This is a genomic window from Citrobacter freundii complex sp. CFNIH9 (genome assembly GCF_002903305.1).
GTDB classification, from domain to species: domain Bacteria; phylum Pseudomonadota; class Gammaproteobacteria; order Enterobacterales; family Enterobacteriaceae; genus Citrobacter; species Citrobacter portucalensis.
In genome coordinates, this window is record NZ_CP026238.1 from 4,032,023 (window position 1) to 4,054,715 (window position 22,693).

Below are 22,693 nucleotides of genomic sequence, written 5' to 3' on the forward strand. Positions count from 1 at the left end.
GTCTGAATATTCAATAAATTTAATATATTCATACACCGCTCAGCTAACGAGAGTTAAAAAATTATAAAATAAGCTAAACGCAATTTTTCGTCATAGATCACATTTTCCCGACAGAACGATTCCCCTACTCGCCCAGGCTGGTATGATTCAGCAGGTAAATACCTATCAACTCAACCCGAGGCTTTGATGCTGGAGAATGTAATCATCAGATAATCAGCTTACCGACCTTTTCAGGCCGGACTGGTTATCAATGCGCCGAAATCGAATGCGGACACCGCTGTGTGTTTGCACGTTTTGCACATGATGATTAAACAGGTTTTCCAGTATGAATTTATCCCGTCAGGAACAACGTACCTTACACGTTCTCGCCAAAGGTGGCCGTATTGCTCACGTCCGCGATGCATCTGGTCGCGTCATTTCCGTCGAATGCTATAGCCGCGAAGGGTTACTGCTCTGCGACTGCACGCTCGACGTATTCAAAAAACTCAGAACGAAAAAGCTGATCAAATCCGTTAATGGTCAGCCCTACCGCATCAATACCACCGGGCTGAACAACGTTCGCGCCCAACTGGATAATCGCTAAGGAGAGAGAGATGGATATCCCGAAGATTTTTACGATCAGCGAAAGCGCACATCGCATTCATAATCCGTTCACCGCGCAAAAATATGCGACGTTAGGTCAGGTTTTACGGATGCCCCCAGGAACCCGCATCCTGGATCTCGGCAGCGGCTCGGGCGAGATGTTGTGCACCTGGGCACGCGATCATGGAATTTCCGGCGTTGGTATCGATATGAGCCAGTTATTCAGTGAGCAAGCCACCCTGCGGGCAAGTGAATTGGGCGTCACTGAGCACGTGCGTTTTATTCATGCCGATGCAACAGGTTATATCGCCGAAGAAAAATTCGATATTGCCGCCTGCGTTGGTGCAACCTGGATTGCCGGCGGCGTTGCCGGAACGATCAAACAGCTGGAACAAAGTCTCAAACCAGGCGGGATCCTGCTCATCGGCGAACCGTACTGGCGTCAGATGCCCGCAACGGAGGAGATCGCTATGGCTTGCGGCGCGGCTTCAGTAGCCGATTATCTTTCTCTGCCAGAACTCGTTTCGTCTTTCGACCTGCTCGGTTATGACGTGGTGGAAATGGTACTGGCTGACCAGGAAGGTTGGGACAGATACGAGGCGGCAAAATGGTTGACGATGCGCCGGTGGCTGGAGGCAAATCCGGACGATGAGTTTGCCGCCGAAGTCAGAGAACAACTGAGAAGTTCACCAGTCCGCCACGTTGCATTCACCCGGGAATATATCGGGTGGGGCGTGTTCGCACTCATGCAGAGGTAATAAATGCAGTCGGTATAGCCTGGCTGGTTATACCGACTTTTTCATCGCATCATCGCTTACTTCATTAATACTTCAACAAATTTAGCTAACCATTGCGGATGCGCGGGCCATGCTGGTGCCGTCACCAGATTGCCATCAACGTAGGCCTGATCAATGCCAATATCGGCATAATGTCCACCGCTCAGACGAACCTCGGGCGCACAAGCCGGATAAGCGCTACAGGTCCGGTTTTCTAACACCCCCGCCGCCGCTAACAGTTGGGGCCCATGACAAACTGCGGCGATAGGCTTACCGGCAGTGTTGAAATCTTGCACCAGCTTAATGGCATCTGGATTCAGTCGAAGATATTCCGGAGCACGCCCGCCGGGGATCAACAGTGCGTCGTAATCGACGGCCCGCGCCTCGGCAAAATTCGCATTTAACGTAAAACGATGCCCCGGCTTTTCACTGTATGTCTGCGCCCCATCAAAATCGTGAATGGCGGTTTGAACGTAGTCACCCTGACTTTTATCCGGACAGACGGCCTCCACACGATGCCCAAGCATTTGCAAAGCCTGAAAAGGCACCATCGTTTCATAATCTTCGACATAATCTCCGACCAGCATCAGTATCTTCTTCATTCACATCCCCCACTCACGGTTATTAATGATGAGAAATAACGGCCATCTTTACTATAGTCCACACGGTTCATGGCATTAATAAATACAACAGAACAATCGGCCAGATCACAATCCACGGCAAGGCCCGCCAGACGAGGGCTCAGAGCCAACGGCGTGACATATGTTCATGCTGATAAATATAAATTATATATAAATATATAGTTGAGAAATTTTAATAGAAGCCAGCTTCACTCATTATATAAAACTAAGAGATTGCAACGCATATCTCTTGTGCTATATTTCGCATAAAATTTACCCGCGATCATTTTATTTATTATTCAATATTTAAAATACGCAGAATATTTATTATCTATTATTATTTTATTCACCTGATATCAGGTAAAATTACGCAAAGGTTAATCCTATGATGACAAGACGTTCATTCGTCAGACAAGGCCTGGTGACTTCAACGAGTATGCTACTCGCTGGTATGACGGGCTTCAGCTTTAGCCAATTTGCCCGCGCGACAGAGAACCGCCGCTGGCAAATGCCTGATGAAGGCGCACCGCATGCGGCAACCTGGATGGCGTTTGGTGCCAGTGCGGAGATCTGGGAGCCTCATCTGCTACCGGTGGTGCAGGAAAACCTGGCGTTAGTTGCCAAAACCATCGCCGCATTTGAACCCGTGAATATGTTAGTACGCGAAGAAGACAGCGAGCTCGCCGCGCGTCTGTGCGGGCCGTCAGTCAATCTTCTGGTTCACCCAATAGACGATCTGTGGATCCGCGACACCGGGCCGGTGTTTGTGAAAAGCGCCAGCGGCGCGCTCGGCGGAGTGGGATTTAATTTCAACGGCTGGGGCAATAAGCAAGAGCACGAACGAGATGCCGATGTGGCTGAATTTGTTACTGATTACATTCATGCCGAGTTTATTCGCTCGGCGCTAACACTGGAAGGTGGCGGTATTGAGGTAGATGGTGAAGGCACGGCGATTATTACCGAGAGCTGCGTGCTTAACTCCAACCGTAATCCTGGCGTCAGCAAAGCCGAATGCGAAGAAGAACTTAAGCGACTGCTAGGTCTGGAGAAAATCATCTGGTTGCCGGGTATTGCCGGCAAGGATATTACCGACGGCCATACAGATTTTTACGCCCGATTCACGCATCCGGGTACGGTGGTGGCGGGTCTTGAGCAGGATCCGTCATCCTTTGATTACGCGATCACCCGACGTCATCTGGACATATTACGGGCCGCCACGGATGCCAAAGGCCGACGGTTGGAGGTAGTCACGCTGGAAGGACCTTCTACCATCCGACAGACTTATGCGAGCGATGATTTCGCCGCGGGGTATATCAATTTTTATCTGTGTAATGATGCCGTCATTGCACCGCAATTTGGCGATAAGCGCACCGATCGTAATACCCATACTATTTTGCAGGAGCTGTTTGCCGATCGTGAGATTATTCAGTTGAATATCGACGGTATCGCTGCCGGTGGCGGCGGTATTCACTGCGCGACACAGCAGCAGCCTCGTTAATGATTAACAATTGAGTGTGTTGTGGGAAGGTGGGGAAACTCACTTTCCTGGCAATAAAAGAATGATTTTCATATCAAGGTGTAGCCATTAGTTAATATTCAAAAAAAGAGTAGCCCAACTAACATTCACGAAACAAATAATATTAAATAATAACAATTCAATAGCTTTCATCGATCTTTCATGGTATTTATGATCTGCCAAACCTATCGATGAAAACTATCAAAAAATTTATATTGATCGTTTTTATCGATCGACTATTCTGTCTGAAATAATGGCTACTGACGCAACTTTTATTATCTGTACAACCAGCAATATTGTTCTCCTCTGTGTTGCGAAACATAGGGAAATTGTCGAGGATTACGTTTAAAAAACTCACATAACAGATTTTAAAATAGTTTTCAATTAGCGAAAACATCCAATAATACACATTTTAAGCCCTAAATCTAACCTGTTTTAAGTAGATGACTTAAATCGAGAACGGTGATAACTCACTGAGAATTGCGAATGATGATATTGCTAAGAAAAACGGAATCTATGGTCACTCCCGTTTTTGCAACACCGATTTTGACGACAAGTTGGCTTGCTTGAATCTATCCGGCGTCTGAATGGGATTTTATTCCCGCGCCTTGATGAGTTCCGCGCCTGATGAACCTCCAGAAAATATACGGCTTCAATGAGCCTTTCCGTTTTACAGGTTCCTCAACAGGCCGGTGGGCCGTTAGTATCATCAATATCAGTATTCGCAAAACCAGATCAGTAATTCTTTAAACCGGTGTATTTCTGCCGTTATGCTACATAAGTTTGCTGTCGTGCCGTTAGGGCCCAGGCTATTCTGGCCAGCTTGTTTGCCAGAGCACAAGTGACGACAAAGTTGCTTTTCCGGCACAGTAAATCCCTGACCCAATCGGCCAATTTGCCAGACTGGTGTTCCAGTTTTTGTATGAATACCCTGGCACATTGAACCAACAAAGTTCGGATCTTTTTATTACCTCGCTTACTAATTCCCAGCAATGTCGTCCTACCTCCCGTGCTGTACTGCCGAGGTACAAGCCCTGTTGCCGCCGCAAAGTCACGGCTGCTGGCGTACTGCTTCCCGTCGCCAATCTCAGTTGAAATAGTACTCGCTGTCAGTGTTCCGACGCAGGGAATGCTCAGCAAGCGCTGTCCAACCTCATCTTCGTCCAACTTTCGTTTCAACTGGGATTCCAAATCTTTAATCTGCTCAACAAGATAGTGATAATGCTGTTGTAATTTCAGCAATAACTGGCTGAGGTAAAGAGGCAAACTATTATCCTCAAGAATGGTACTCAGTCGGCTAATAACGGCAGCTCCTCGGGGAACGCTAATGCCAAATTCCAGCAGAAAAGCATGCATTTGATTGGTTGTTTTTACCTTATCCTGAACCAGGGATTCACGGACACGATGCAGAGCCCGCATTGCCTGCTGAGATTCCGTTCTGGGCTGCACAAAACGCATAGACGGACGCGATGCAGCTTCACAAATAGCTTCGGCGTCGACAAAGTCGTTTTTATTGCTTTTAACGAACGGGCGGACAAATTGTGGTGATATCAGCTTTGGGGAATGCCCCAACTCTTCCAACTTGCGTGCCATAAAGTGAGAACCGCCACAGGCTTCCATTGCGATGGTTGTAGCGGGGCATGTCGCCAAAAATTCGATCAACTTTGGCCGGGTAAATTTTTTACGGTAAACAGCCTTCCCGCGACGATCCTGGCAATGAATATGGAAAGAGTTTTTACCCAGATCGATACCAATGAGCGCAATGTTTTCCATGATAGTTCTCCGAATGAAAGCCTGTCCTCAGCATAGTACCGGGAAGGAGGGAGTGACCATCTCATTAAATATAAATTTCATTAATACATTTAGAGACTATTTTTGTGTCGGCATCGCGTTTTTTGCATTACAACTGGTCGCTGGCCATCTCAGTAAGCAAGAGGATGTTGCGGGTATAACACTGCATTTTTACGATCTCACTTTACCTCTCATTTCTGCACTGCTGGTTTTATACCGGCAAAAGGCGCTGCCAATTTTGGCTGCCTTTTTCTTGTATGCGCTTTACTCTTACTCTTTATCTTCGGTATTCACACTAACGGCTCAGCTACTGGCTGCTCTCATTAGCCAGACACTCTACTTTTTCTCGACAGGCAAACGAGGCGCGGTTAGCTTTGGTCGTAGCCAGCTTACAACCCTGCGTATTGTCTGGCTCGTGTGTTGCAACGCCTTACTATTCATCTCGATTGATCACTGGTTCCAATCGAACACAGCCTCTGCACCGATCGCAAACCTTTTTACACTACAAACATTAATTAACTTACAGTGGCTGATGAACTCTTGCCTGACTGGCATCCCTTTTTGTTATCTGTTGCTTAGAAGCGTTCAAAATCCTGCATGGTGCATTCTATACATTAAACAAGTAAAGGCGCTGATAAAATCCGGCCCTCCTATTCTGTATCAAGTATTATGGCTGGCGCTGTTACTCTGCATTATGTCCGCTTTGATCGTCATCAGAGAAGATATTCTTATATTTACAGACTATTCATTACTGTGGTTACTTCCAGTAATGCTATGGGGAGTGATCTGTATTGGTCATGCTTTGATATCCCCTGTATGGGTAACAATGCTCATCCTGTTGGGATATTATATAAACAGTTATATTCCACCTAGTAACTATAATAATTATGTACATAGTCTCGTGATTTCCTCCACGATAGTGTTTGTCTTTTCTATTACGATTGTTGTTACCGGTGTACTTGTGGTTCATAACCGAAAATATCTCCGCCGCCTCAAACAACTTTTTAGATCAGAGCCTAACACCGGACTGCCTAACTTTCAGGCCCTGCAAATGGACATCCGTAAACACGCAACAGAGTGCTTGTGTTACATCCGTTGTACAGAGTTGAATACGCTGGAGCAAACTCACGGGATAGAATTCCGTTTTGAATTTGTAAAAGCGCTAAGCGCATATGTACGTAAATTGATTAAGGGTACAGGTGACATTTATTACGCACCAGGTCATGGAATAATTCTTCGCCTTAATGCTGTCCCTGACATTCCTGATCTCTACAAGGACCTAAACTCTTTTCGTTTTATCTGGAAGGACTACCAATTAGGGCTATCTTGTGGTGTGGCATATACCACCGAGAAAAACCTGATTAAAAATTTATCTCAAGCAATTAAGCACCTTAATACCCAAAGCTATATCTCGTTAATGCAGGGGCAACCGTTGTTACTCAGCCCGCAAGTACCAGGTGATAAAATTGTCAGCCAGGCTGTCATTCGTCATATGTTGCAAAAGGCAATTGACAGAAAGTCGTTTGAGCTTATGGCTCAACCCATCGTATCAACGATGCTGGTTGTTCAGCCGATCGTTTCAACCACGGGACTGACACGTTATCACGAGATACTTATTCGGATAAAAATGGTTGATGGTAAGTTAATCTTTCCAGACACCATCCTACCGGTTGCTCGCGAGGCAGGATTACTTCCTGCGCTGGATATCACTGTTATAGAGCAAACATTTCGTTTTATACAGTCACGGCAGAAATCTGACCCAAACAGTCACTTCTCCATTAATCTGACGCCTGACTCGCTTAATAAAATTGATTTTCTTGATAATGTTTTTACATTGTTTAGAAAATACTCAATAGCACCTGAGCGTATAATATTTGAAGTTATTGAATCAGATATCATTGACAACGCTAATGTCACTGATGTTCTGAGAGCACTACGTAAAGCCGGTTCTAAAATTGCTATTGATGATTTTGGCACAGGAGCATCAAGCTATTCACGACTACGAACGTTAGACGCAGATATTCTGAAAATTGATGGTTCCTTCATCCGTAACATACTGACCGATGAATTTAGTCGATGCGCCGTCAGATCCTTCTGCGAAGTAGCAAAACTCAAAAACATGGAAGTAGTCGCTGAGTTTGTTGAAAATGAGGAAATTGAAAAGATGCTAATTACGATGGGTATTGGTTGGTTACAGGGATACCATATAGGGAAACCCGTTCCTATTGAGTTGGCTGAATTATAATTCAGTAATTATAATAATAATTATATTCCTACATTGATTCACTTACCGGCTCCCGTGCCGGTTTTTTTATTCCCTAAAACAAGCGGGACTTTAATTAAAGCAGGTATGCCGCGACCGTTTGACGCGACATACCGTGTTTCATTTTTAACTCAACTCAGCCGAATGCTACGGCCTATTCAGCTTCCATCACTCCCAGGCGCGCTCAGATTTCGCGGCGTCAAACTGCGGCGGCGGTTTGCGAAAACGTCCGGTCAGCCAGGCAAGATACACCAGCCCGACGCCGGCCCATACCAGACCCAGCGTCAGCGATGTCACCTCAAGATTCACCCACAGTACGGCAACCGTGGCGGCACCGACCATTGGCAATACCAGATAGTGCAGCTTCTCCTGCCAGGTATGCTTGCGTCCTTCACGACGCCAGAAGTGGTTAAACACGGAGAGATTAACGAACGTAAAGGCCACCAGCGCACCAAAGTTAATCAACGCCGTGGCAGTCACCAGGTCAAAAAACAGGGCCGACAGCGCCACAATCCCGACCATGATGACGTTCAACGCGGGAGTACGCCATTTGGGATGGACATAACCAAAGTACTTCTCCGGGAAGACGTTATCGCGGCCCATCACGTACAGCAGACGCGAAACGCTGGCATGCGACGCCAGACCTGAAGCCAGCGTATTCACAAAGGTGGTACACAGGAAAATAGACTGGAACAGCTTGCCGCCGACGTACAGCGCAATCTCCGGTAGCGCCGCATCCGGGTCTTTGAATCGGCTAATGTCCGGGAAGAACAGTTGCATAAAGAACGAGGCAGCAATGAAGATCAGCCCACCGTACAGCGCGGTAAGAAAAATAGCTTTTGGAATGGTGCGCGCAGCATCCGGTGTCTCTTCAGATAGGGTCGTCACCGCGTCAAAGCCGAGAAACGAGAAGCAGACAATGGTCGCCCCGGTGATAATCGGGATCAAATGCGCATTCTGGCTGATAAACGGTTGCAGCGACCAGACGGTCCCAACCCCTTCCCCTTTGTGCAGCCCCTGCACCACGAGGAAAATGAACACCACGATTATCGCCACCTGCACCAGTACAAACAGCGCATTGAAGTTGGCTACCAGATTAACGCTTTTCAGATTGGCCGCGGTGAGGATCGCGACGAACATCACCACCCAAATCCATGGCGCAACCCCCGGGAACAGCGCGGAAAGGTAAATTTTCGCCAATAGTACGTTAATCATCGGCAGGAAAAGGTAGTCAAGCAGTGACGACCAGCCGACCATAAACCCGACATGCGGGTTGATGGCTTTTTGCGCATAGGTATAGGCCGAACCGGCCTGTGGAAACTGGCGCACCAGCTTTCCATAACTGATGGCGGTAAACAGTACTCCCGCCAGGGCCAGCAGGTAGGAGGCCGGAACATGGCCATTGCTGATACCCGAAACAATGCCAAAGGTGTCAAACACCGTCATCGGGGTGAGATAGGCAAGCCCCATCACCACCACCTGCCACAGCTTCAGGGATTTACGCAGCTGTGCTTTGCTCGGCTGGGCAGAATGATCAACAGAAGAGTTAGTCGACATAGTTTTCCTCCCCGCTACGAGTCCAGATCTGCGTTCGAAACGTGGGTACAGCAGACCTGGGTCGTGTCGGGGAGGAATGGCATAAAAAAGGCGTCAATGGGGTACTGCACAGATGCGGTCCGTATTTACTGCGGGAGCCATGAATACTCACGCGGGGCGGGTTTTTAAACATTGGCATCATCACATTTCCTCGTCACAAACTCTGTCGGTTATCTGAAGACCCGTTGTCGCCCGCGCTCCATTACGCGACATCCGGGAAATGGCAGGTATTCCTGCAATTTTTACGGGCTGGCTCCGCTCAGCCCGCATGATGCGACTTCTTTTTCAATGACCTGTACAACGGTCAGGCGTTTTTCAGCATCCACTCAATTTCAGTGTCGGTAATCAGACGTTCAAACTGGATAAGCTCATCGTTTTTGCAGGCGTGATACACATGGCTAAACCGCTCACCCAATAGTTCACGCAGACTGTCATTTTGCATAAACTCCCACAGCGCATCGCTCTGGCGAATCGGGAACGGCAGCCCTTCCTGCTCCAGACCGTTACCCTCCACTTCTTCTTGTAACGGCAGTTCGTTATCCAGACCGTGAAGGATCCCCGCCAGGATGGTCGACATCACCAGATACGGGTTGGCATCAGCCCCCGCTACGCGATATTCAACCCGATGGTTATCACGGTCGCCGCAGGGAATCCGCAGCGCTACCGTACGATTGTTGTGCCCCCAGGACGCCTGGGTCGGAACATACATCCCCGGCTGGAAGCGGCGATAGGAGTTCACATTCGGCGCCAGAAGCGCCATTGATGCGGGCATCAGATCAATCATCCCAGCGAGCGCACGCTTTAATAACGCGGAATCATCGCCATTCGCATCAGCCAGCACGTTCTCACCTTTGTTATTCATGACGCTGATGTGGATATGCATCCCGCTACCGGCATGCTCCTCATAAGGTTTTGCCATAAACGTGGCATGCATCTTATGTTTCTCTGCCACCAGCCGTACCAGACGTTTCAGCGCCAGCGCGTCATCGCAGGCGTCGAGCACGTTGTCGGTATGGTAGAGGTTGATTTCAAACTGCCCAGGAGAGGCTTCAGCCACCGCGCCGTCAGCCGGGATCAGCTGTAAACGGGCCAGTTCATCGATATCGTTCAGCACATCTGCAAAGTGGTTCAGGTTATCAACCGAATAAACCTGACTTTGGGTATTACGATCGTCCGTTCCCGGCGCGCATGGCGGCTGCAGATAACCTTCGGGGTCGCGCTTACGATCGAGTAAATAGAACTCCAGCTCTACCGCTACGACGGGGAACAGACCGCGCTGGCGAAGTTTCTGCCAGAGTCGGTTTAGTACGTTCCGCGGCTCAACGTCAAAGGGAGCGCCATCTTCATCCAGCATCGTCAGCATCATCTGCGCAATAAATTCCGGATCGGCAGCCGAAGGGGTTAACGTACCTGCCACGGGTACACAGGTCCGATCCGGTTCGCCAAGCTCCTGGCCTAATCCCGCCTCTTCGACCACATTGCCCAGAATATCCATCGCGAAAACGGATGCCGGGAAATAGCAGCCTTTCTCTAACTTATGCAATCCCGCAACGGGAAGGCGCTTACCGCGAAAACAGCCATTAAGGTCGGTTAACAACACATCCACATACTGCGTATTAGGATAGCGTTCCAGATACTGCTTAACTTCGCGCGCAAACGCGCTACTTCGTCTCTCTTCAGAATGCTGAACAAAATTCTCAACTTCTACGATATTGGTTTCCATGATTCACCGCCGTTGGCCTGGTAAGCTGTTCTGTGATTTGACTGTTAAATATAATGTCCACCCTTCGACTCTGGATGCAAACAAATTGTTTGTCAAATGTTAAATTAAGTTTGCTAGAAGGTTATTCCGCTGCTAGATTGAGAAAATAATGAACGGAATGGCACAACAAGGAACTGTTTGGCAATAATTTATTCCAAAACGTGAGGTCGATCATGGGCAATATATTTGACAAGCCAGTTATTGGTGTAGTGATGTGTAGGAACAGGCTTAAGGGTCACCAGACCCAGACTCTGCAAGAAAAGTACCTAAATGCGGTATTAAATGCCGGAGGATTACCGATAGCGCTTCCCCATGCGCTTGCGGAACCCGAATTGTTGAACGCGCTGTTACCGAAACTGGACGGTATCTTCCTGCCAGGAAGCCCAAGCAATGTGCAGCCGCACCTCTATGGTGAAAATGGCGATGAGTCTGACGCCGATCCCGGGCGTGATCTTCTGAGCATGGCGCTAATTACCGCCGGGCTCGAAAGGCGCATTCCCATTTTCGCCATCTGCCGGGGCTTACAGGAATTAGTTGTCGCCACTGGCGGGACTCTGTATCGTCGCCTGTGCGATCATCCACAGTTCCTGGAACATCGTGAAGATGCGGAACTCCCGGTGGAGCAGCAATATGCACCATCTCATGAAGTCCAGGTTCAACAGGGAGGATTGCTATCTCAGTTAATACCAGGTTGCAGCACGTTTTGGGTCAACTCCTTGCATGGTCAGGGCGCAAAAACCCTTGGCCCGCAGCTGCGCGTGGAAGCACGCTCGCAGGATGGATTAGTGGAAGCTGCCAGCGTCTATGACCATCCTTTCGCGCTCGGCGTGCAGTGGCACCCGGAATGGAACAGTAGCGAATACGCCCTGTCGCGTTTGTTACTTGAAGGTTTTATCACCGCTTGTCAGAACCACCTCGCTGAAAAACAGCGACTCTGACCACTACAGTTAAGGAAATGCAATTATGAGCGATGACGGCCTGGCGCCGGGTAAACGTTTGTCAGAGATCCGCCAGCAATTGGGTCTTTCGCAGCGTCGTGCCGCCGAACTGTCTGGGTTAACGCATAGCGCCATCAGCACCATAGAGCAGGATAAAGTCAGTCCTGCCATCAGTACGCTGCAAAAGCTATTGAAAGTATATGGGCTGTCGCTCTCCGAGTTCTTCGCGGAACCGGAAAAGCCTGACGAACCGCAGGTGGTTATCAATCAGGATGATTTGATTGAGATCGGGAGTCAGGGAGTATCCATGAAGCTGGTACACAACGGAAATCCGAATCGTACGCTGGCAATGATGTTTGAAACCTATCAGCCAGGCACGACAACCGGGGAGAGAATTAAACACCAGGGTGAAGAGATTGGCACAATACTGGAAGGTGAAGTGATACTGACCATCAACGGTCAAACGTATCCTCTTGTTGCAGGACAAAGCTATGCCATTAACACCGGCATACCACACAGTTTCAGCAACACCTCGGCAGGGATCTGCCGCATCATCAGTGCCCACACTCCCACCACTTTCTAATAAGTAGCGGCCTGAGTTTCTCAGGCCTTCTTAAATAACGCGCATTAACAGGGTACATCCCTGGGGCATCGTGCAGCCTGATTTTGCCTGAAAAAGATCAGCAACGAACTTTATCTTATTGATATAAAAGGAGTAGCTATGAACTTTCAGAATCTTAAATATTGGCGTGAGAAAGCCAGCCATTATTCACCAGAGACCCGTTTATTTATTAACGGCGAATATTGTGCCGCCGCTGATAACGAAACTTTTATTACGCTGGATCCGGCAGGACAACGTCCTCTGGCTAAAGTCGCCCGCGGTAAAAAAGCGGATGTGGACCGCGCGGTCACCGCAGCCCGTACCGTCTTTGAACGCGGAGACTGGTCGCAAGCATCACCCGCAGAGCGCAAAGCGGTACTGCACAAACTCGCCGATTTAATGGAGCAGCATCACGAGGAGCTGGCGCTACTGGAAACGCTCGATACCGGTAAACCGATTCGCCATAGCCTGCGTGATGATATTCCCGGCGCGGCACGCGCCATCCGCTGGTATGCCGAAGCTATAGATAAAGTCTATGGCGAAGTTGCCACCACCTCGGTGAACGATCTGGCACTGATTGTGCGCGAACCGGTAGGCGTGATTGCCGCCATTGTACCGTGGAATTTTCCTCTGCTGCTGGCCTGCTGGAAACTCGGCCCGGCACTGGCTGCGGGTAACAGCGTGATCCTCAAGCCTTCCGAAAAATCACCGCTGACCGCCATTCGCCTGGCTGCGCTGGCTAAAAAAGCAGGTTTGCCCGATGGCGTTCTCAGCGTTGTTAGCGGGTATGGTCACGAAGCGGGTCAGGCGTTGTCACAACATCCGGATGTTGATGTGATCACCTTTACCGGCTCGACCCGTACCGGCAAGCAACTGCTCAAAGACGCTGGCGACAGCAACATGAAACGCGTCTGGCTGGAGGCCGGAGGTAAAAGCGCCAATATCGTGTTTGCCGACTGCCCGGATCTGCCGAAAGCCGCCGCTAATGCAGCGGCAGGTATCTTCTATAACCAGGGCCAGGTTTGTATCGCCGGTACGCGTCTGCTGCTGGAAGAGAGCATTGCCGACGAGTTCATCGCCCTGCTGAAAGAACAGGCGAAAAACTGGCAGCCCGGCAACCCGTTGGATCCGGAAACCACGATGGGCACGCTTATCGACAATGCGCATGCCGACACCGTGCACGGTTTTATTCGCGACGGTGAAGCGCAAGGCACGCTGGCGCTGGATGGCCGCAGCCACGTACATCCGGCCGCTATCGGCCCGACTATTTTTGTCGATACCGCACCGCAGGCCCACGTCAGCCGCGATGAAATCTTCGGCCCGGTACTGGTCATCACCCGTTTTAGCAGCGAAGCCGAAGCTCTGGCGCTGGCTAACGACAGTGACTACGGCCTCGGCGCCGCGGTCTGGACCCGCGATTTGTCGCGCGCCCACCGTATGAGCCGTCGCCTGAAAGCCGGCTCAGTCTTCGTGAATAACTACAACGACGGTGATATGACCGTGCCGTTCGGCGGTTATAAGCAAAGCGGTAACGGACGCGATAAATCCCTGCATGCGCTGGAAAAATTTAGCGAACTGAAAACCATCTGGATCTCCCTGGAGTCTTAATCATGACTGAACATACCAGCAGTTATTACGCCGCAAGCGCCAATCAGTACGAACCGTTTCCGACCCTTAGCGAATCGGTTAGCTGTGATGTTTGCGTCGTGGGCGGTGGTTATACCGGACTCTCCTCCGCCCTGCATTTAGCGGAAATGGGTTATGACGTGGTGCTACTGGAATCCGCGCGTATTGGTTTCGGGGCCAGCGGACGTAACGGCGGTCAGTTGGTGAACTCCTACAGTCGCGATATCGACGTCATCGAACGTACCTATGGCCCGGACGCCGCTAAAATGCTCGGTGGAATGATGTTTGAAGGCGGCAATATCATCCGCGAACGCATCAAGCGTTATCAGATCGAATGCGATTATCGTCCAGGCGGGCTGTTTGTAGCGCTGAACCACAAACAGATGGAAACGCTGGAAGAGCAGAAGTCGAACTGGGAACGCTACGGCAACACGCAGCTTGAACTGTTAGACAGCAGTGAAATTCGTCGCGAAGTCAGCAGCGATCGTTATGTCGGCGCGCTGCTCGACCACAGCGGTGGTCATATTCACCCGCTGAACCTGGCGATTGGCGAAGCTAACGCCATTCGTCTGAACGGCGGACGCGTCTTTGAGCAGTCGCCAGTCACCCGTATTCAGCACACCAGCCCGGCGGTGGTCAGCACTGAAAAAGGCCAGGTGACGGCCCGCTTTGTGATCGTCGCGGGCAACGCCTATCTCGGAGACAAACTCGAACCTGCGCTGGCAAAAAGCAGCATGCCGTGTGGCACGCAGGTATTAACCACCGAACCGCTGTCGGCGGAGATGGCGCGCTCGCTGATCCCGAAAAACTACTGCGTGGAAGATTGTAACTACCTGCTCGATTACTACCGTCTGACCGGCGATAACCGCCTGCTGTACGGCGGTGGCGTAGTCTACGGCGCTCGCGACCCAGACGATATTGAGCGTCTGGTGATGCCGAAACTGCTGAAGACCTTCCCGCAATTGCAGGGGGTAAAAATTGATTACCGCTGGACCGGTAATTTCCTGTTAACGCTGTCTCGTATGCCGCAGTTCGGCCGTCTTGATACCAACATTTACTATATGCAGGGCTACAGCGGCCACGGCGTGACCTGTACTCACCTGGCAGGGCGCCTGATTTCCGAACTGCTGCGCGGGGATGCCGAGCGCTTTGACGCGTTCGCCAAACTGCCGCACTACCCGTTCCCGGGAGGCCGCAGCCTGCGCATTCCGTTTACCGCCATGGGGGCGGCATATTACAGCTTACGCGATCGCCTTGGGGTTTAAGTTCTTCCGCGATAAACCCGACGCACAGGGCGATTCCCCCTGTGCGTTTTTTTATTCCTGGAAAGCGAAAAACAGATAACAGGTACGAAAATATCGCAATAGGACATAACCACACTCTTTGCATTGTTTCTCCCTTCCGATCGGATACGCTTTTTTAGATATCGCTGGCGGCATGCGCCAGAACTCAACGGGGGAAGAAACGCGTGTTATGAATACGAATAACGAGGAGACCTTTTATCAGGCGATGCGCCGCAAAGGCGTAAGCAGACGCAGTTTTCTCAAATATTGTAGCCTCGCGGCTACATCGCTTGGGTTGGGAGCCGGAATGACGCCCAGAATTGCCTGGGCGCTGGAGAACAAACCCCGGATCCCGGTAGTCTGGATCCACGGGCTGGAATGCACCTGCTGCACCGAATCATTTATCCGCTCCTCTCACCCACTTGCCAAAGACGTCATCCTCTCCCTGATTTCCCTCGATTACGACGACACGCTGATGGCCGCCGCCGGAACGCAGGCCGAAGAGGTATTTGAAGACATTCTGAGCCGCTACCACGGCCGATACATTCTGGCAGTCGAAGGCAACCCTCCGCTGGGCGAGCAAGGGATGTTTTGCATCAGCAGCGGACGCCCTTTTATTGAAAAGTTAAAACGAGCCGCAGCAGGTGCCAGCGCAATTATCGCCTGGGGAACCTGCGCCTCCTGGGGCTGCGTGCAGGCTGCCCGGCCTAACCCTACCCAGGCTACGCCGATCGATAAGGTGATCACCGATAAGCCGATCGTGAAAGTGCCCGGCTGCCCGCCGATTCCGGATGTCATGAGCGCCATCATTACCTACATGGTGACATTTGATCGTTTGCCTGAACTCGATCGTCTGGGTCGTCCGCTGATGTTCTATGGTCAGCGTATTCACGATAAATGCTACCGCCGCGCCCACTTTGACGCCGGGGAGTTCGTTGAGAGTTGGGACGATGACGCCGCCCGCAAAGGCTATTGCCTGTACAAAATGGGCTGCAAAGGGCCAACCACCTATAACGCCTGTTCCACCACTCGCTGGAATGGTGGCGTTTCCTTCCCCATCCAGTCCGGCCACGGTTGTCTGGGATGTTCGGAAAACGGCTTCTGGGATCGCGGTTCGTTTTACAGTCGCGTGGTTGATATTCCACAAATGGGGACGCATTCAACCGCCGATACCGTGGGCCTCACCGCGCTAGGCGTCGTGGCGGCCGGTGTCGGTGTTCACGCAGTCGCCAGCGCCGTCAATCAACACCACCGCCACAAACAGCAACTAGCCGACGCCGGACAACAGTCTCCAGACAATAAGGATAAACAGGCATGAGCAATTCGTATCAAACCCAGGGATATACGGTCAATAATGCCGGTCGCCGCCTGGTTGTCGACCCCATCACGCGCATTGAAGGCCATATGCGTTGTGAAGTGAACATTAATGAGCAGAACATCATCACCAACGCGGTTTCCTGCGGCACCATGTTCCGCGGGCTGGAGATCATTCTACAGGGGCGCGACCCGCGCGATGCCTGGGCATTTGTCGAACGAATTTGCGGAGTGTGCACCGGCGTACATGCGCTCGCCTCGGTCTATGCCATTGAGGACGCTATTGGCATAAAGGTGCCCGACAACGCCAACATCATTCGCAATATTATGCTGGCGACGCTGTGGTGCCACGACCATCTGGTGCACTTTTACCAGTTAGCCGGAATGGACTGGATTGACGTGCTGAATGCCCTGAAAGCAGACCCGCGCGCCACATCGCAGCTGGCACAAAGCCTTTCAGCCTGGCCGATGTCTTCTCCTGGCTACTTCTTTGACGTTCAAAATCGCCTGAAGAAATTTGTCGAAGGCGGTCAGTTGGGGATTTTTCGCAACGGTTATTGGGGACATCCGCAGTACAAACTGTCGCCAGAGGCCAACCTGATGGGCTTTGCCCACTATCTGGAAGCGCTCGATTTTCAGCGCGAGATCATCAAAATCCATACGGTGTTTGGCGGTAAGAATCCGCATCCGAACTGGATTGTCGGCGGGATGCCGTGCGCTATCAATATCGATCAGAGCGGCGCGGTAGGCGCAGTCGATATGGAACGCCTGAACCTGGTGCAGTCGATCATCACCCGCACCGCTGATTTCATCAACAACGTCATGGTGCCTGACGCGCTGGCTATCGGCCAGTTCAATAAACCCTGGAGCCAGATTGGCACCGGGCTTTCTGATAAGTGCGTCTTAAGCTACGGCGCGTTCCCGGATATCGCCAATGACTTCAGCGCGAAGAGCCTGTTGATGCCTGGCGGCGCGGTGATTAACGGTGATTTTAACAACGTCATGCCGGTGGACCTGGACGATCAGCAGCAAATTCAGGAGTTTGTCGATCATGCCTGGTATCGTTATCCGGACGATCAATTAGGTCGCCACCCGTTCGAAGGGATTACTGAACCCTGGTACAACCCGGGCGATGTCAAAGGCAGCGATACCGATATCAAGCAGCTCAACGAACAGGAACGCTATTCGTGGATTAAAGCCCCGCGCTGGCGGGGACACGCTATGGAAGTTGGGCCGTTGGCGCGTACGCTGATTGCCTATCACAAAGGGGATGCCGCCACGATTGAATCCGTGGATCGCATGATGTCCGCCCTCAAGCTGCCGCTGTCGGGTATGCAATCAACGCTGGGACGTATTCTGTGTCGCGCGCACGAAGCGCAGTGGGCCGTGAGCAAGCTGCAATATTTCTTCGACAAGCTGATGACCAACCTGAAAAACGGCAATCTGGCTACCGCAAATACCGAAAAGTGGGAGCCTGAAAGTTGGCCGCAGCACTGTCGCGGGATCGGTTTTACCGAAGCGCCGCGCGGAGCATTAGGCCACTGGGCATCGATTCGCGACCAGAAGATCGACCTGTATCAATGCGTGGTGCCGACCACCTGGAATGCCAGCCCGCGCGATCCAAAGGGACAAATTGGCGCTTACGAGGCGGCGCTGATGGGCACCCAAATGGCGATACCGGATCAACCGTTGGAGATCCTGCGCACCTTGCACAGCTTCGACCCCTGCCTGGCATGTTCAACCCACGTACTCGGCGACGACGGCAGTGAACTTATCGCCGTCCAGGTTCGCTAAGCGTTAAGGAACGGAACGATGACTGGAAAAACATCCCCACGCGTCGGGGAGGCGCGTGATACCGCCACCAGCCACTATGTGTTTGAAGCGCCAGTACGCTTGTGGCACTGGCTGACGGTGGGCTGCATGTTGGTGTTGATGGTGACCGGATACTTCATTGGCCGACCGCTGCCGTCGGTCAGCGGTGAGGCCACTTATCTGTTCTATATGGGCGACATTCGGCTGGTGCATTTCGCCGCCGCCATGGTGTTCACGGTGATACTGCTGATGCGCATTTACTGGGCCTTCGTCGGTAACCGTTATTCACGCGAACTGTTTATCGTGCCGGTCTGGCGGCGCAGCTGGTGGCAGGGTGCGTATTCTGTGGTGCGTTGGTATCTGTTTCTGGAAAAAAAACCGGGAGATGATATCGGTCATAACCCCATCGCACAGGCGGCGATGTGCGGTTATTTCCTGCTTTCCGTTTTTATGATCCTCACCGGTTTTGCCTTATACAGCGAACATAGCCAGTACGCCATTTTTACCCCTTTCCGCTATGTGACGGAGTTTTTCTACTGGACCGGCGGGAACTCTCTCGATATCCACAGCTGGCATCGGTTAGGGATGTGGTTCATCGCCGCCTTCATCGTAGGCCATGTGTATATGGCGATTCGTGAGGACATCATGTCTGACGAGACCGTCATCTCAACCATGATTAACGGCTTTCGTAGTCATAAGTTTCCTAAGGGTCAGCACGATAAGGAGGCGTCATGAGCGAACCTAACGTCATCGTGATGGGCTTAGGCAACCTGCTGTGGGCAGATGAAGGGTTTGGTATTCGCCTCGCTGAGCGCCTGTACGCCCATTATCACTGGCCTGAATCGGTAGAGATTGTTGACGGCGGCACGCAGGGACTGAATCTGCTGGGCTACGTTGAGCAGGCCAGCCATTTGCTGCTGCTTGACGCCATCGACTACGGGCTTGAGCCGGGAACCCTGCAAACTTACGCCGGAGACAAAGTCCCGAGTTACCTCAGCGCTAAAAAAATGAGTCTGCATCAGAACAGCTTCTCTGAAGTGCTGGCTCTGGCGGATATTCGCGGCCATCTCCCCGCGCACATCGCTCTGGTGGGACTACAGCCGGTACAGCTGGACGACTATGGCGGCAGCCTGACCGACATCGCGCGCGCTCAGCTCCCGGCGGCGGAACAGGCCGCGCTTACGCAACTGGCCGCGTGGGGCATTGCGCCACAGATAAGCGATGAAACGCGTTGCCTGAACTATGACTGCCTGTCGATGGAAAACTATGAAGGCGTGCGTATTCGCCAGTATCGCGTAACGCTGGAGAGATAATTAACATGTTGAATGACCAACCGTTTTCTGCGCTATGGCAGCGAATGCTGGCTAAGGGCTGGCAACCGCTGAGCGCATCTGAACTGGATGACTGGATAACCCGCGTGCATGATGGCGTGGTCCTGCTCAGTAGCGATCCCCGCCGTACACCGGAAGTCAGCGATAACCCGGTCATGATTGCCGAGTTGCTCCGCGAGTTTCCCCAGTTTGACTGGCACATCGCCATGGCGGATCTTGAACACAGCGAGGCGATCGGCGATCGCTTTGGCGTGTTCCGTTTTCCGGCTACCCTGGTGTTTACCCAGGGTGAGCTGCGCGGCATTCTCAGCGGTATCCACCCGTGGGCCGACTTGCTCAACCTGATGCGTCCCCTCGTTGAAGAACGTATACCGCCGGAGTCTGCATGATGAGCGATTCCTTTTTTCATCTGCTGGGGCCAGGAACGCAGCCAGGTGATGACTGCTTCAGCATGAATCCCTTGCCCCTCACCTGCCAGGTCAACAGCGACCCCAGCATGGCAACACTGGAAAACTGTCCGCACAGCCCGGCGGTGATGGCATTGTTAGCCGATGTGCGCCACCAGCTCACCCAGAGAATTCCCGCCAAACAGGATGTGCTGGGATGGGATTTATCCTCGCTCAATGCAGACGATCTCACCTTTCTGAATACGCTACTCGGCGAAGGCGAAGTTTCCGTGCGCATTCAGCATGCTGACGGCAGGGCGAGCGAGATTCAGGAGTCGATTTTCTGCGGTATCTGGCGGGTGCGTTGTCAGGATGACAAGGGGCAATGGCAGGAACATCTGGAAGTAGGCAGCGCACCACGAGCACTGTGGCAGGCGGCAACAATCAATACGCTGCCGGACGATAGCCTGCTGCCTCCGCCTATAGATGGGTTGATGAATGGCCTGACGCTGGCCCAGGAACTGCTGGCGCACGTGCGCGATCCGGCAGCGCAACCCCATAGCATTAACCTCACCCAACTGCCGATTAGCGACGCGGATCGCCTGTTCCTCGCCCGCCTGTGCGGCGAAGGGCACATTCAAATCCGCACCATCGGCTACGGCGAGAGCCAAATCGACGCCACGACGCTGCGCCATGTCTGGCATGTTCGCTGTCTGGATACCCTGAAAGGGCTTCTGCTTGAGAGTTATGAGATCTGTCCGTTGCCGGAACTGGTGTTGGCCGCACCGGAAGATCTGCTCGACTCGCTCGAGCGGCTGGATGAAGTCTGCGGCTGGCTGGCATCCGGCCCGCCTGCCTGATCCCCTCTTTAGACCCGCGTACTTGTCTACTGCGGGTCTGACGTTTTTTTCTTACCTATTCACTCTCTAATGCCTGATGGAGTTCGCATGTGGGACGTCATTGACCTATCGCGCTGGCAGTTTGCGCTGACCGCGCTGTACCATTTTCTGTTTGTTCCCCTGACGCTGGGGCTGATTTTTTTGCTAGCCATCATGGAAACCCTGTTCGTGGTGACCGGCAAAACAGTCTACCGCGACATGACGCGTTTCTGGGGAAAGCTATTCGGTATTAACTTTGCGCTCGGCGTGGCAACCGGCCTGACCATGGAGTTTCAGTTCGGTACTAACTGGTCGCTCTATTCCAACTATGTGGGTGATATTTTCGGTGCCCCGCTGGCGATGGAAGCCTTGATGGCCTTCTTTCTTGAATCCACCTTCGTGGGGCTGTTCTTCTTTGGCTGGCAGCGCTTAAACAAGTATCAGCATTTACTGGTGACCTGGCTGGTTGCGTTTGGCTCTAACATTTCGGCCCTGTGGATCCTCAACGCCAACGGCTGGATGCAATATCCAACTGGCGCTCACTTTAATATTGATACCCTGCGCATGGAGATGACCAGCTTTAGCGAGCTGGTCTTTAACCCCGTCAGCCAGGTGAAATTTGTGCATACCGTGATGTCAGGTTATGTCACCGGCGCCATGTTTGTGATGTCCATCAGCGCCTGGTATTTGCTGCGTGGTCGCAATCGCGAGTTCGCCCGGCGCTCCTTCGCGGTGGGTTCCGTCTTTGGCACGCTGGCTATCCTCGGCACGCTACAACTGGGTGATAGCTCAGCCTTTGAGGTCGCCCGGCTCCAGCCAGTAAAACTGGCGGCAATGGAGGGCGAATGGCAAACCGAACCGGCCCCCGCGCCCTTTCATGTCATCGCCTGGCCGCAGCAGGAGCAAGAGCGTAACGCCTTTGCCGTGAAAATACCGGCCCTGCTGGGTATTCTGGCGACCCACTCTTTGGATACGCCGGTTCCGGGGCTGAAAAACCTGATGGCGGACGCGCTCCCACGCCTGCAGCGGGGCCGGGAGGCATGGTTACTGATGCAGGAAATTGCCAAAGGTAACCGCACGCCTCAGGTACTGAACGCTTTTCACGCTGTGGAGAAAGATCTGGGTTACGGCATCTTGCTGGCGAACTACGCGCCTGACATGAACCACGTTACGCCAGCGCAATATCAGGCCGCGCAACGCGGCACCATTCCGCAAGTGGCCCCCGTGTTCTGGAGCTTTCGCATCATGATTGCATGCGGTTCGCTGCTGCTATTGGTGATGACGATTGCGTTGATACAGACCTTACGCTGGCGTATCGACCAGCATCGCTGGGTACTGCGCATGACACTATGGAGCCTGCCGCTCCCGTGGATTGCCATCGAAGCTGGCTGGTTTATGACGGAGTTTGGCCGCCAGCCATGGGCGATTCAGGATATTTTGCCGACATGGTACGCCCATTCCGCGCTGAGCGCAGGCCAACTGGCCTTCTCGATGGGGCTAATTCTCACGCTTTACACCCTGTTTTTAATTGCTGAGGTCTACCTGATGCAGAAATACGCGCGCCTTGGTCCAGATGCAATGCATAACCAGCAACCAACGCAACAACAGGGATAAAGGA

19 protein-coding genes are annotated in these 22,693 nt (G+C 52.0%); 15 read left to right on the forward strand and 4 right to left on the reverse strand.

Going from position 1 to position 22,693, the window contains the following annotated elements; all coding sequences use genetic code 11:
• Positions 1–325 precede the first annotated feature (325 nt).
• Together C2U43_RS20515 and C2U43_RS20520 are read left to right on the forward strand one after the other, a co-directional pair.
• Positions 326–583, forward strand: coding sequence for a YjhX family toxin (locus tag C2U43_RS20515; protein WP_008783846.1), 258 nt, complete (start codon positions 326–328; stop codon positions 581–583).
• A 10-nt stretch (positions 584–593) separates the two neighbouring features.
• Complete coding sequence (locus C2U43_RS20520) at positions 594–1,340, forward strand: SAM-dependent methyltransferase (protein WP_103285709.1); 747 nt, start codon at positions 594–596, stop codon at positions 1,338–1,340.
• A 56-nt stretch (positions 1,341–1,396) separates the two neighbouring features.
• Here the strand turns inward: C2U43_RS20520 and C2U43_RS20525 are convergent, their stop codons facing one another.
• Positions 1,397–1,960, reverse strand: a complete 564-nt coding sequence (locus tag C2U43_RS20525; protein WP_103285710.1) for a DJ-1/PfpI family protein — start codon at positions 1,958–1,960, stop codon at positions 1,397–1,399.
• Between the two features lie 403 nt (positions 1,961–2,363).
• On the opposite strand from C2U43_RS20525, the gene C2U43_RS20530 reads away from it, so the two are divergent.
• Positions 2,364–3,476, forward strand: coding sequence for an agmatine deiminase family protein (locus C2U43_RS20530; RefSeq protein WP_103285711.1), 1,113 nt, complete (start codon positions 2,364–2,366; stop codon positions 3,474–3,476).
• Positions 3,477–4,262: 786 nt separating this feature from the next.
• Here C2U43_RS20530 and C2U43_RS20535 read toward each other — a convergent pair.
• A complete protein-coding gene (locus C2U43_RS20535) occupies positions 4,263–5,267 on the reverse strand; it encodes an IS110-like element IS4321 family transposase (RefSeq protein ID WP_000427623.1) in 1,005 nt (334 codons plus the stop codon).
• A 52-nt stretch (positions 5,268–5,319) separates the two neighbouring features.
• On the opposite strand from C2U43_RS20535, the gene C2U43_RS20540 reads away from it, so the two are divergent.
• A complete protein-coding gene (locus tag C2U43_RS20540; protein ID WP_233899550.1) occupies positions 5,320–7,530 on the forward strand; it encodes an EAL domain-containing protein in 2,211 nt (736 codons plus the stop codon).
• A gap of 186 nt (positions 7,531–7,716) precedes the next feature.
• Here the strand turns inward: C2U43_RS20540 and C2U43_RS20545 are convergent, their stop codons facing one another.
• Together C2U43_RS20545 and C2U43_RS20550 are read right to left on the reverse strand one after the other, a co-directional pair.
• Entirely contained in the window at positions 7,717–9,105 is a 1,389-nt protein-coding gene (locus tag C2U43_RS20545) for an APC family permease (RefSeq protein ID WP_103285712.1), read from the reverse strand.
• A gap of 343 nt (positions 9,106–9,448) precedes the next feature.
• A complete protein-coding gene (locus C2U43_RS20550) occupies positions 9,449–10,867 on the reverse strand; it encodes a glutamine synthetase family protein (protein WP_003830879.1) in 1,419 nt (472 codons plus the stop codon).
• A gap of 212 nt (positions 10,868–11,079) precedes the next feature.
• Between C2U43_RS20550 and puuD the strand changes: the two genes are divergently transcribed.
• The 11 genes from puuD (at position 11,080) to appC (ending at position 22,689) form a co-directional block, all read left to right on the forward strand.
• Positions 11,080–11,844, forward strand: a complete 765-nt coding sequence (puuD, locus tag C2U43_RS20555; RefSeq protein ID WP_048236024.1) for a gamma-glutamyl-gamma-aminobutyrate hydrolase — start codon at positions 11,080–11,082, stop codon at positions 11,842–11,844.
• 25 nt (positions 11,845–11,869) lie between these two features.
• Positions 11,870–12,427, forward strand: coding sequence for an HTH-type transcriptional regulator PuuR (gene puuR, locus C2U43_RS20560; RefSeq protein WP_003830877.1), 558 nt, complete (start codon positions 11,870–11,872; stop codon positions 12,425–12,427).
• Positions 12,428–12,565: 138 nt separating this feature from the next.
• Entirely contained in the window at positions 12,566–14,053 is a 1,488-nt protein-coding gene (gene puuC, locus C2U43_RS20565) for an aldehyde dehydrogenase PuuC (protein ID WP_103285713.1), read from the forward strand.
• 2 nt (positions 14,054–14,055) lie between these two features.
• Positions 14,056–15,336 carry an NAD(P)/FAD-dependent oxidoreductase gene (locus tag C2U43_RS20570; RefSeq protein WP_048214853.1) on the forward strand — a complete coding sequence of 427 codons (1,281 nt, stop codon included), beginning with the start codon at positions 14,056–14,058 and terminating at the stop codon, positions 15,334–15,336.
• Positions 15,337–15,544: 208 nt separating this feature from the next.
• Positions 15,545–16,672 carry a hydrogenase 1 small subunit gene (gene hyaA, locus C2U43_RS20575; protein WP_100247274.1) on the forward strand — a complete coding sequence of 376 codons (1,128 nt, stop codon included), beginning with the start codon at positions 15,545–15,547 and terminating at the stop codon, positions 16,670–16,672.
• The gene (hyaB, locus tag C2U43_RS20580; RefSeq protein ID WP_032942453.1) at positions 16,669–18,462 is read left to right on the forward strand and encodes a Ni/Fe-hydrogenase large subunit; all 1,794 of its coding nucleotides are present in this window, start codon (positions 16,669–16,671) and stop codon (positions 18,460–18,462) included. The genes hyaA and hyaB overlap by 4 nt, the downstream gene beginning before the upstream one ends.
• Positions 18,463–18,480: 18 nt before the next feature.
• Positions 18,481–19,215: a Ni/Fe-hydrogenase b-type cytochrome subunit gene (hyaC, locus tag C2U43_RS20585; RefSeq protein ID WP_032942451.1), complete on the forward strand. Its 735-nt coding sequence runs from the start codon at positions 18,481–18,483 to the stop codon at positions 19,213–19,215.
• Positions 19,212–19,793, forward strand: a complete 582-nt coding sequence (gene hyaD, locus C2U43_RS20590) for a hydrogenase 1 maturation protease (RefSeq protein WP_008783836.1) — start codon at positions 19,212–19,214, stop codon at positions 19,791–19,793. Before hyaC ends, hyaD begins: the two co-directional genes overlap by 4 nt.
• A gap of 5 nt (positions 19,794–19,798) precedes the next feature.
• Entirely contained in the window at positions 19,799–20,200 is a 402-nt protein-coding gene (gene hyaE / locus C2U43_RS20595) for a hydrogenase-1 operon protein HyaE (protein ID WP_103285714.1), read from the forward strand.
• Positions 20,200–21,057 carry a hydrogenase expression/formation protein gene (locus C2U43_RS20600; RefSeq protein WP_103286017.1) on the forward strand — a complete coding sequence of 286 codons (858 nt, stop codon included), beginning with the start codon at positions 20,200–20,202 and terminating at the stop codon, positions 21,055–21,057. The genes hyaE and C2U43_RS20600 overlap by 1 nt, the downstream gene beginning before the upstream one ends.
• Positions 21,058–21,144: 87 nt before the next feature.
• Complete coding sequence (gene appC / locus C2U43_RS20605) at positions 21,145–22,689, forward strand: cytochrome bd-II oxidase subunit 1 (protein ID WP_103285715.1); 1,545 nt, start codon at positions 21,145–21,147, stop codon at positions 22,687–22,689.
• The last annotated feature ends 4 nt before the right edge of the window (positions 22,690–22,693 follow it).